The sequence below is a fragment of the Ligilactobacillus sp. 110_WCHN genome (assembly GCF_030518115.1).
Taxonomy (GTDB): domain Bacteria; phylum Bacillota; class Bacilli; order Lactobacillales; family Lactobacillaceae; genus Ligilactobacillus; species Ligilactobacillus aviarius_C.
Window position 1 is genome coordinate 42,535 of record NZ_JAULLI010000011.1, and the last position, 11,888, is coordinate 54,422.

Here is an 11,888-nt window from a genome sequence, read left to right on the forward strand (position 1 = left end):
ATAAATTTTTTTACATAAAGTCAAGCAGATTATTAGGAAGAATCAAATTTGAAAAAGTATACTGATAGTGAAAGAAGGGTTTCAAATGGGAGATTTATTGATTTACGCGTTAGTGGTTCTGTTGGCGACCGCTTCAGGATCATCAACCGGCTTAGGCGGCGGAGTGGTAATTAAACCGCTGTTTGATATTGTCAGCAATGCACCGACTGCAACGATTAATTTCTATTCGTCGTTGGCAGTTTTTGTTATGGCAATCGTAGCGTTGGGAAAACAATTACGGCAACGGTTTAAATTTGATGTCAAATCATTACTGACGATTTCAGTTGGTTCAGTGATCGGCGGATTTATTGGTCAACGCTTACTGCGGCTAACCGTTACGGTCATGCCGGCAGCTCACGTGAAAGTTTTGCAATCAGCGATGCTTTTTATCATGCTGGTTTCGGTTTTAATTTATAACTTTGTTAAAAAACGACTGGTCAGCTTCCATTTGAAAAACATTCTTGTGATTTTGATTGTTGGAATTGGATTAGGAACTTTTTCAGTCTTTTTGGGGATCGGCGGGGGCCCAATCAACGTGGCCTTGACGATGTTGTTGTTCTCATTTAGTTTGCGTGAAGCGGCCGTTTACTCGGTGGGAATTATTTTCTTCTCCCAATTAACCAAGATGGTCACGATTGCGGTCAGTCCGGTTAAGCCGACGATTAGCCTGATAGTTGCTGCTGTCGTTGTAGTTGCAGCAGTTACCGGAGGCTTTTTGGGAACATGGATCAACCGGCATGCGTCATGTAAGGTTCTTAATCAAATTTACAATGTTTTATTATGTGCATTAGTGGGGGTAACGCTGTTTAATACGTTCCACTATGCAGGTGTAATTTAGAAAGAAGGATTTAGTTATGAAGATTTTACTTCATATTGATCAAACTGAACGGTGGGGTGCCGTTCAAGGAAACTTAACGAATTTAGCCAACGCCAAGCAAAATTTGCGGCCAGATTTGGACATTGAAGTGGTGGTTACTGGAGAAGCAATTCAACAATTGATTGATAACGATGATAACCGTGCGTTGAAAGAAACATTAAAGAAGGCAACGGATGCGGGCTTTGTGATTGCCGGCTGCAATAATTCGTTGAACCGGTTTAAGATTGCTCCTGAAGATCTGTTTTCATTTGTCCGGGTCGTTCCTGCCGGATTGATTGAAGTTGCTGAAAAGGAAAATGAAGGATTTGCATACGTTAAACCGTAAACAGAAATGATTGCTCGAAGAAGACGCTTACCGTTAAAATTGTGGAAGCTGGTAAGCGTCTTAGTGAGTAAGATAACTATATGGGACCAAAAGAGGGTTTGCTTTTGGTCATGTGTAAGTGTTGTGGAAAAAAGGGTTAGTGTATTTCCACGCAATGAGTGTATCGGATTCGGAAATATTTGTCAACCATTAAATTAATCTTTTTTTAAACTGTGAGAAAATCACAGTTTATTTTTTTGCTTTGATAAGTAAATGATTGTTTGATAAATTGGTTAAAGCAAAAGCGATAATATCAATACTTTAATTGATAAATTTCCAATTATTTTTAAAATATATTTTGACAATCAAAATAAAATCAGGTTTAATATCATTGTTAACAATAAATCTTATTTTAGTTAACAATGATAGGAGAGATTTTATGAAAAAGAGAATTTCATATGTTTGTATTTTAACAACTGCATTGGTTTTCAGTTTAATGGAGATCGTGTTGAAGTTGGCAAGCAATCAGGTAACTGGATTAAACGGGATTCAAATTAGCTTTTGGCGGTTTGTGATTGCCGTTGCGTGCTTTTTGCCGTTTATGATGCGGCAAATCAAACGACAAAAAATTTCATTCACGGGGAAGGATTGGCGTAACTTTATTCTTCTTGGATTTGTTTTTGTTGTTTGTTGCATGTCAATGTATCAAATTTCGTGAAAGTTAGAGCCGGCAGCAATTGCCGCCATTATCTTCAGTTGCAATCCGGTTTTTGTTTTACTGTTTTCAAAATTAATTTTACATAAGCGTTTAACCGGGATTGAAAAGGGGACCCTGTTTTTTGCGTTGACCGGGATGGTTCTGGTTGTCAGCCCGCATGAATTGCTATCCCAGTTGAATAACTGGCAGGGAATCTTAATTTCAATTAGTGGTTCGGCATTATTTGGATTGTATACTGTTCTTTCAAAACGGTATTTGAATGAAAATCCAGGGGCCAATGGCTTTATTATTTCAGGAATGAGTTTCTTGTGCGGTTTAGTAGAGCTGTGGATCGTGATTGGTCTTACTCATATTTCGGTGATCAGTAATTTCTTTAAGGCAATTCCAAGTCTTCAAATGTTTTCAAGTGTTCCGGTGATTAGAAATTTGACCCCAGCCAATGTTGGAATCTTACTGTTTATTGGAATCGTAATTACCGCGGTCGGCTACGGTTGTTATTTTTACGCCGTTGAAAATGCCGGATCGTTTCCGGCTTCGTCATCGTTTTTCATCAAATCAATTTTGGCACCGATTTTGGCAACTATTATTTTGCATGAGCAGATGAAACTAACGGTGATTATTGGGACTATTTTGGTGATCATCGGCCTTGCATTGCCGTTTGTCTTTAAAAAGAAGGGGGCTTGAAAATGAATTGGAATCAACGAAGAGAAAATAAAAATAGTAGGTTAAGCAGAATTAAACGTCATGGGAAACAGGTTGCTGCGGACGAAATCGTGGATGTTCTTGAACAAATTTTATCTCCGGGGAACCGGGTGATCCTTGAAGGCGATAATCAAAAGCAAGCGCACTTTTTAGCTCAGGCGTTAGGAATGGTCGATGTTCGGTGGGTTCATGATTTGGCGATGGTGATCCCAAGTATTGAAGATCAAAATCAAATTGAACTTTTTAAACGCGGTATTGCAACGTCGATTGATTTTTCATTTGCTGGGCCGCAAAGCCATGCGCTGGTTGAATTGATCGATCAGGGAAAGATCACGGTCAATAATATTCATACCTACATTGAACTTTATGGTCGGTTGTTTGTCGATTTAATTCCAGATGTTGCATTGATTACGGCTGCACAGGCAGATGCTGCCGGAAATTTATATTTGGCTCAAAACACAGAAGAAACGCCGATTTTGGTTGAAGCGACCGCGGTTAAATCGGGGATCGTCGTTGCCCAGGTCAATGAAATCGTTGATCGGGTGCCGCGGATCGATATTCCGGCGGAACAGGTCGATTTGATCGTAAAGGTGCCGAAGGCAGAAAAGCCGTTTCCGTTGTTTACCCGGGATCCGCAAAAGATCACTGAAAACCAAATCATGGCAGGAATGTTAGCAATCAAGGGAATCTATGGCAAATATCAGGTAAAAACGCTGAATCACGGAATCGGGTATAATACAGCGGCAATCGAGTTGTTATTACCGACGTTTGGCGAACAGCTAGGATTGAAAGGCAAAGTTGCGACGAACTGGGTCAATAATCCAACGCCGACTTTGATTCCTGCAATCGAAGCCGGATGGGTCAAGTCAATTTATTGCTTTGGCGGGGAAGCCGGAATGGAAAAGTATATTCAGCAACGTCCGGATATCTTTGCGGTTGATCATTGCCAAAATTTAAAATCCAACCGGGTATATGCACAAATTGCGGGACAGTATGCGATCGATATGTTTGTGGGTGCAACTCTGCAAACCGATGCGAATGGGAATGCCTCAACGATTACGGCCAAACGCTTAAGCGGATTTGGCGGAGCGCCGAACATGGGATCTGATCCGCACGGACGGCGGCACCTGACTGATTCATACCAACAAATTGGAAGTTCTCATAAGCAAGGAAGAAAACTGGTAGTTCAATTAACGACTTCCCGCCGGTGGAATCATGAGCCGGTTATTGTCGATCAGTTGGATGCGTGGAAATTAAAGAATCGGTTAGCGATTGATCCAATTATGATTTACAGTGAAGACACAACGCATATCGTTTCTGAAAATGGAATTGCAAATCTGTATAAAACCGACAGCCCGACTGAAAGACGGCAAGCAATCGCGGCAATTGCCGGGGATACAACGGTTGGTCAGAAATGTTCCGAAGAGGAACGGCAAGTTCTGCGGGAACGAGGGATTGTTCAAACACCACAAGATCTTGGAATTCATCGTCAAGAAGCGACCCGGGATTTACTTGCGGCCCAATCGATTGATGAGTTAGTTAAAATTTCTCATGGGCTTTACCGGCCGGTGAAAAAAGAAGGTGTGACAAAACAGTAAAAACGAGCGTGGTGGAAGTAGAAAAGCGAACGAATCGCGGAGCATAGATTCGGAGGTTTGCGTCCTTCCACGCAGCTCGTTTGTTTTGGAACCCGATTACGCGGATATAGCAAAGAGGTTGCGACTTGGTCACAACCTCTTTTTTTTTGGTTAATTTTCTGAATTAATATCTTTTTTTGGTGCGTTTTTAATTAAGAACCAGCATAAAATTCCTGAAATAATGAAGATTCCAAATGTTAACCAGAGCAATTCGTGAATTCCGTTATAGTATGCATGTCTGATGATGGTCGTGATGTGAGGAATCTGATGAAATTTTTGAACCATTGTCATTCCTGAAAACGGGCCGGCTTTAATGATGATCCGGGCAGCTTCAGTGTTTCCAAGATGAGCAGTTAAACTGCGTTGGTAACCATCACCGACTACCAAGCCAAGAATAACGACACCAAGGCAATTCCCGAACTGCCGGCAAACATTATTAATCCCAGATGCCATTCCCATATTTTGCGGTTTAACCCCAAGAAGGGCAGCGTTTGAAATTGCAGGGTTGATCCCGGCGTTCCCTAATCCCATAAAGATGAATGCGGGAATTAAGAATGTCCACTTAAGATGATAGCCGAGCATTAAGTTCATTGTAAGAACCCCGACGGCTTCAATTAACAATGATCCGCTGGCAAATAACCGGCTTCCAATCTGGCCGACTGCATAACCGACAAATGCTCCTAAAACGAGCGGGAACGCACTGATGATCAACCGTTGGAGACCAACTTCAAGCGGAGAGTATCCCATGTAGTCTTGCATCAAGATTGTTAAGTATGTGAAGAATGAGAATAATCCGATCGCAATCGTGAACCCAGCAATGCATGATCCAACGAATGAAGGGTTTTTGAAAAGTTCAAGGTTCATCATTGGATGCGGAACATGTTTTTCCCATAAGATAAAGACGATTAGTAAAATGATTCCGGCGATGATCCATCCGATAATATTCGGGGTCATCCAACTTGTAGTAATGTTATTTTCCTTATTTAATAATCCAAGAACTAAGCAAAAGACCATTGCGGTACTTAAGACCATTCCTAGTAGATCAAGGTGGCGGTCAACTTCATGGTGCTTTTCGGTAATGAACTTGATGCCGATCCCAATGGCAATGATTCCGATCGGAACGTTGATCAGGAAAATCGAACGCCAGTTGATATATTGAACGAGCAAGCCGCCGACAAGCGGCCCGATCGATGTTCCGAAACCAACGATACTTCCCCAGATTCCAAGGATAAATGCTCGTTGTTTTCCTTCATAGTTATCACCGATCAGCGCCATCGATAACCCTAAGATTCCGGCACCGCCGACGCCTTCGATTCCCCGGGAAATATTTAAGAATAAACTATTCGGGGCAATTGCGCATAATAATGATCCGGCGGTAAAGATTCCCATTGAGAGCAGGAAGAAAAGTTTCTTCCCATACATATCGCCGAGTTTACTGATCAAAAGAATCGAAATGGCATACGTTGCAGTATAGGCATTCACGATCCATTGGGTTGAAACGTAACTTGTGTGAAATTCGTGTTGAATTGTTGGAAGCGCAACGTTGACGATCGTAATATCAAGCATCGCCATTAAGATCCCCATGCCGATTGCGATCAAAACAAGCCAACTTGTTTGCTTCTCTTGTTTTTGTTTTACAGCCATCTTTTACCCACTTTCTATAATGAATTTGACTAAGTTATTATAGCCCTTATTTTTAATAAGTGAAACGTTCTTCAAAATGGAAGAATGCTCACGTTATCGAATCACATTTGACGCAACTTATTATATTTTTAATTATGTTGCTTGTCAACAAAAATGGATAAAAATAAAAAGACTGGATTTTGATCCAGCCTTCTTATTAGTAGATTAATTCTAACTTAGAGGATTTTCAAACCACCTAGTCAATTTGAATGTTGTGATTCTTGTCAATTTCTTCCTTGGTTTTTGGTAATGTAACCGTCAAAACACCGTCTTCATATTTGGCAGAGATTGCCTTGCCGTCAACTTGCGGCAACCGGTATGAACGGCTGTAAGTTCCATAATCGCGTTCACTGGTGATGATGTTGCCTTTTGGATCACTTTCATCACTGAATGAGTCACGTTTGGCATCAACCGTTAAGACATCATCCTTAAAGTTCAATGCGATGTCTTTCTTGTCAACCCCTGGCATATCGATTTTAACGATGTATTCTTTATCTGTTTCTTTAATATCACTCTTTAATGATTTCATTTCATTGTTCCAGCTGTTAAAGAATGAACGACCGAAATTATTGAAGAAATCATCACTGTTTGCTAACCGATTAAACCGATTCATTAAATCATTACTCATATGATTACATCCTTTCCTATATCCCTTACATCTTTATCATACCGCGGAACGTAAGCGAATACAATTAATCAGCCTGGCACAATTTATTTTACTTCAATTTCTTTTTATCTTTTAAATGCCGATGAATTCCCCCAAGGGTCATTAGAATAATAACGATCAGCGAGACGATAAAACCGGTCACTCCAAGGTTATAGACGGGGGTGTTTCCGTGGCTTCCCTGAACAAGCATTGATGAGCCGAGGATAACGGCCGCAAGAATAATTGTCACCATGATGCGGTTAACGATTTGGTCCAGCCGGTAAAGAATTTTATTTTGATCTTTCAGTTTAAGGGTTAGCCGGGCTTGATTAGCATTCATAATGTCAAGCAGTTGGTTTAACTTTTGGGGAACGGTTGGAAGTTCCTTAGCCGTTTGCAGGGTCTGCCATGCAAGGTCTTCAACGGAGTTTTTAAGGTTGAATTTTTGTTTTAAATATTTGACTCCAAACGGCCGGGCAATATCCATGATCGATAATTCAGGATCAAGTTGGGCAACGATTCCTTCAAGGGTTCCAAAGGCTTTGAACAAAAGGGTAACTTCCGGTTTCATTTGGAGGTTATTTTGGTGACAAAGGGTAATGATCTGGTACAGGGTCGTTGCAAAATCAATTTCCCCCACGCCCATTTTCAAATACGGTGTGATAAAGTTCCCTAAGTCTTCATAGAAGCTTTCTTCGTCCACGTCGCCGACCCGATTGCAAACATTTAAAACCGCTTCGCCGATTTTACGCGAGTTTTTAGTATTCAACGCCAAAATAATGTTGGCGATTCCGTCCACTAGAGCTGGAGTCAGCCGCCCCATCATTCCAAAATCAAGGTAGGTTAACCGATATGGCGGAAGAGATTCGCCGGTTTCAACTTGAATTTCGTTTTTACCAATTTTCTTCGCATAGTGGTGCTGCGGTTCGAAATTTTGTTTTTCATTGATTTCTTCACGATAACTTAAACGATGAAAAAGAATGTTGCCGGGATGTGGATCGGCATGAAAGAAATTATCAACGAAAACCTGTTTAATAAAGTTTTGAACGAGCGTTTTCGCAACGTACTTTTTCGTTGCTGTCAGTTCTTTTGCTGCCTGGGTCTCGGGTTCAGCCGTTTGTTGAATGAGATACTTAATGCTTTTTCCGCGCATTGCTTCGTTGACCAGAATTTTTGAAGTTGAATATTGTTGATACACTTTTGGAACGCGGATGATTCCATCCCGGTTGTTAAGCTTATAAAATTCAATTCCGTTTTGGATTTCAACCTGCGTATTGATCTCATTCAGTAATGCCATTCGAATTTCATCAAGGGTTTCATGAACGTCAATGACTTCAATATCGGGGACGAATTTTAAAATCGAAAGGGCCTTGCGGAAAAGAGCCAGGTCCGTTCGAACTAATTCTTCAACGGCGGGATGTTGGATCTTCACCACCACTTCGGTTCCATCTTTAAGGGTTGCATGGTGGGTTTGGCCGATTGATGCGGAAGCAAACGGCTTTTGATCAAATGAGGCAAACGTATCGGCAATCGATTTTCCAGTTTGCTTTTTAAAGGTTGCAGCAACCGTTTGAAAATCGTCGACTTGGACGTTATCCTGCAATTTCCGCAATTCTTGAATATATTCGGGTGAAATTAAATCTGGCCGGGTTGAAAGCAACTGGCCGGCCTTGATAAAGGTTGGTCCAAGTTCTTCAAGCGCTTCGCGAAATTCAGCCGGATGAGTCTGATGGACAAAGTTATGAAGCATATTGTAATTGCGCATGATCCGGATAATATGAAGAAGCCGGGTCCGTTTATCTTTGCGCGTAATTGTAACTGCCGTTTCGGTCATTGTTAAAACCCCTTTAAGATCGATTTTGTTAAACTAATTTTACCATTTAATTGAGAGCCGCGAAAAGGCAAACGCTTGATACACAAAGATGAAAACGGTTCTTTAATTTTGATAATGAAGATGATACACTGAAATAGTAAACGCTATCATAGCAAAGAACGATGAATTTAATACACAAAAAGGAGTCATGAGGAGGTAAAATTTTGAAACGCAAAGAAAAGGTTTGGGAGTATTTGAAAACCGTCTTGCCGAATGCACCTCAAGGAGTAACGACTTCAAAGGTCGCAATGGATTTAGATCTGGTTCGGACAAATGCCAGTAAAGAACTGAATGTTTTGGTAAAGGAAGGAAAACTTGCGAAAACGGCAACCCGGCCGGTCAAATACTTTTTTGCTGATCAGGCTCAACCGGCAATTGCTTCAACTTCAAAAGAAAAGAAGGCCAAGGATCAGGCGCCGAAAATTGCGAACAAAGATCAAAAAGATCATCAAGATGATATTTTTGACCATTTAATTGGAAGAACGAGCAGTCTTAAAAATCAAATCGAACAGGCGAAGGCAGCCATTTTATACCCGCCACATGGCTTGAATGTGTTGATTACGGGGCCGACTGGATCGGGGAAAACGTACTTTGCGAATGCAATGAACCAGTTTGCATGTAACCAGGGAGTGATCAGTAATCCGCGCTTAACAACGTTTAACTGTGCTGATTACGCCCATAACCCGCAACTTTTAATGTCACATTTGTTTGGGTATGTTAAGGGAGCATTTACCGGGGCAAATGAGGATCAAGAAGGATTGATCCAAAAGGCCGATGGCGGAATTTTATTCTTAGATGAAGTTCACCGGTTGCCACCGGAAGGCCAAGAAATGATTTTTTATTTAATGGATCATGGAACATATTCACGTTTAGGAGAAACGGACAAGGCCCACCACGCTAATTTGCGGCTGATCTGTGCAACGACGGAAGATCCTGAAAGCTCACTGTTAGCGACGTTTGTTCGTCGGATTCCAATCGTTGTTCAAATGCCGAGCTTTAATTCCCGGACAATGCGGGAACGGTTTGGTTTGTTGAAACAAATGTTGTTGATTGAAGCTAACCGAATCCATAAGAAAATTTACTTTGACGAAGACGTTGCCCGGTCATTGATTGGCAGTGTAACTTATGGGAACGTTGGTCAATTAAAATCAAATGTTCAATTAGTTTGTGCGCAAGGATTCTTGAATAATATTCAGGAAAAGGATGCCATTTACCTGCACTTTGAGCAGCTTCCGCCAAATATTAAAGATGGCCTTTCGCGCCTGGCAAATGATCGGGAACAATTTGGCGACTTGGCCAAAATGATGGATCCGCAAATGGCGGTTGCGCCGGATGATTCGACTGCGTTGATCAATGATGAAGATAACTATGAATTACCATATAATCTGTACGAAATCATTGGCGATAAAGCAGCATTGTTGAGTAAAGAGGGGCTTGACCAAGAGGCAATCAATAATTTCATTATGACGGACATCAATGTTCACCTTAAAGGGTTCTATTCTGATAAGCATTTGGAGCGGGATCAAGATGACCTGTATGAAATCGTGGATCAGGATGTTGTCGATTTGACGAATCGGTTAAAGCAGATTTTAAAGGATGCCGGTTATCAGATTTCAACGAATTTCCTTTATGCAATGAGTCTGCATATCAGTTCATTTATCAAGCGGGTCGAATCAGGAAAGCCATTGCGGAAAGTTGCCCCGAATATGATTTCGATGGTTCAGGACTATCCGCAAGAATTTGAATATGCCAAGCTTGTCAAGGATGAAATTGAGAACCATTATCATTTGCCGGTTCCAGATTCGGAGCTGTACTATTTAGCAGTTTTACTGATTTCCCTTCAGGCTGAAAAGCAAAACGGGAAAGTCGGGGTCGTGGTTGCCGCTCATGGAAACAGCACGGCTTCTTCAATGGTTCAGGTTGTCGACCAGTTACTGAATCCGGATAACTTAACGGCGTTTGATATGTCGCTTGATATGAGTCCGCAAGAAGCGTTAAAGGGAATCGAAGAGAAGGTTCGCCAGGTGGATTCGGGGAATGGTGTGATTTTGCTGGTTGATATGGGGTCGCTGAGTACCTTTGACGAAAAAATCAGCGAGCATACCGGGATCAAAGTTAAATCTGTTGATATGGTAACGACGGCGTTAGTTTTAGAAACGGCCCGAAAAACTTCGCTGATCGATAGTGACTTGGAAAACGTTTATCGGGAAATTTCAGAATTCAGTGGTTACTCACGGACGACGGAACGGGAAAAAACTGGGGTTCAACATTTACCAAAGCAGACCGATGTGATGACTGACCAACAACCGAAGGCCATTTTGGCAATTTGTTCAACTGGTCAGGGGACGGCAGTCAAGATCAAAAAGATGCTGGATAGTATTTTAGTGGATCATTTGATTGATGATATTGTTGTCTTGCCGATTTCCGTTGTTGATATGGAGCAGCAGATTGCGAAGATCCAAAAGGACTACCGGATTGTGGCGGTTACGGGAATTGCCCGGCCACACCTTAGCGTTCCGTTTGTTTCGCTTGAAAAACTGCTTCAAGGCGGCGGCGAACAGTTTATTACCGCAATTGAGAATTTTACGAATAACATTGAAGCTGAAAATCAATTAGAAACTTCGGAGGAAATGGCAAAGGAAAGAATTCAGCATTATTTGGGACAGTATTTTACTTTTCTTAATCCGGAAAAAGTTACCGCGGTTCTGTGGGAATACTGTAAGGTAGTTGAAAAAGGCCCAGTGAAACTGAAAAATTCATTAAAGGTTAATTTGAGTATGCATTTGGCCGGGGTAATCGAACGGATTTTAACTCAAAGTGAATTGACGGTTCAACAGGATATTCAAATTGAAGAGGTTCGGGGTGATCCGGTTTATCCAATGGTAGTCAAGGCTAACCAAATGCTAGCGGAAAGTTTGAATATTACTTTGCCTGAAGAAGAAGTGTATTATGTTGTCAAATTGATTGATACACAAAAACAATAATGATTAATGAATTGCTTGATACACAACCCGAAGTGTATCAAGCGTTTTTTATCATTGATATAAAAGCGTTTTCAAAAGATACACAAAGTTGGCACGCTTTTTGCTTATTGTTTAGTGTAAGGCAAAACAATTTGGTGAATGGCTGATTATTAGCAATTATTTTACTCATTATTAAGCCAGTTTCCAATAACGAAAGTGTGATCCTTATGCTTCAAGTTCAATTGCTTCGAATTGATAGCCGGTTGCTGCATGGTCAGGTTGCAACGAATTGGGCACGGGTTCTGAAAATTGACAGAATCATCGTTGCGTCTGATAGCGTGGCTCAGGATGCGATTCGAAAAACGCTGATTAAGCAGGCTTCACCGCCTGGACTGCGAACCCATATCGTTCCGATTCAGAAGGTGATTCGGATTAATCAGGACTCA

9 protein-coding genes and 1 pseudogene are annotated in these 11,888 nt (G+C 41.3%); 7 read left to right on the forward strand and 3 right to left on the reverse strand.

Features of this window, described 5'->3' with window-relative positions; genetic code table 11:
* Positions 1–85 precede the first annotated feature (85 nt).
* From Q3C15_RS05270 to Q3C15_RS05290, 5 genes and pseudogenes are all read left to right on the forward strand, one after another.
* Positions 86–877: a sulfite exporter TauE/SafE family protein gene (locus Q3C15_RS05270; RefSeq protein WP_064212623.1), complete on the forward strand. Its 792-nt coding sequence runs from the start codon at positions 86–88 to the stop codon at positions 875–877.
* A gap of 16 nt (positions 878–893) precedes the next feature.
* The gene (locus tag Q3C15_RS05275; RefSeq protein WP_283577469.1) at positions 894–1,241 is read left to right on the forward strand and encodes a DsrE family protein; all 348 of its coding nucleotides are present in this window, start codon (positions 894–896) and stop codon (positions 1,239–1,241) included.
* Positions 1,242–1,659: 418 nt separating this feature from the next.
* Positions 1,660–2,076: pseudogene (locus Q3C15_RS05280) on the forward strand (DMT family transporter); the annotation flags it as partial.
* Entirely contained in the window at positions 2,074–2,622 is a 549-nt protein-coding gene (locus Q3C15_RS05285) for a DMT family transporter (protein ID WP_302704576.1), read from the forward strand. The pseudogene Q3C15_RS05280 and the gene Q3C15_RS05285, both read left to right, overlap by 3 nt.
* Positions 2,623–2,624: 2 nt before the next feature.
* On the forward strand, positions 2,625–4,238 hold the full coding sequence (locus tag Q3C15_RS05290) for a malonate decarboxylase subunit alpha (RefSeq protein WP_302704572.1): 1,614 nt from the start codon (positions 2,625–2,627) through the stop codon (positions 4,236–4,238).
* A gap of 150 nt (positions 4,239–4,388) precedes the next feature.
* Here Q3C15_RS05290 and Q3C15_RS05295 read toward each other — a convergent pair whose 3' ends face one another.
* The 3 genes from Q3C15_RS05295 to Q3C15_RS05305 form a co-directional block, all read right to left on the reverse strand.
* Positions 4,389–5,921 (reverse strand): MFS transporter, encoded by a 1,533-nt coding sequence (locus Q3C15_RS05295; RefSeq protein ID WP_302704573.1) that lies wholly within the window; start codon positions 5,919–5,921, stop codon positions 4,389–4,391.
* 235 nt (positions 5,922–6,156) lie between these two features.
* Positions 6,157–6,588, reverse strand: coding sequence for an Hsp20/alpha crystallin family protein (locus tag Q3C15_RS05300; RefSeq protein ID WP_064208584.1), 432 nt, complete (start codon positions 6,586–6,588; stop codon positions 6,157–6,159).
* A gap of 88 nt (positions 6,589–6,676) precedes the next feature.
* Complete coding sequence (locus tag Q3C15_RS05305; protein ID WP_283577466.1) at positions 6,677–8,440, reverse strand: AarF/ABC1/UbiB kinase family protein; 1,764 nt, start codon at positions 8,438–8,440, stop codon at positions 6,677–6,679.
* A gap of 203 nt (positions 8,441–8,643) precedes the next feature.
* Between Q3C15_RS05305 and Q3C15_RS05310 the strand changes: the two genes are divergently transcribed.
* Together Q3C15_RS05310 and Q3C15_RS05315 are read left to right on the forward strand one after the other, a co-directional pair.
* Positions 8,644–11,463 carry a sigma 54-interacting transcriptional regulator gene (locus Q3C15_RS05310; RefSeq protein ID WP_302704574.1) on the forward strand — a complete coding sequence of 940 codons (2,820 nt, stop codon included), beginning with the start codon at positions 8,644–8,646 and terminating at the stop codon, positions 11,461–11,463.
* 206 nt (positions 11,464–11,669) lie between these two features.
* The coding region (locus tag Q3C15_RS05315) for a PTS sugar transporter subunit IIB (RefSeq protein ID WP_302704575.1) at positions 11,670–11,888 on the forward strand (219 nt) is incomplete at its 3' end.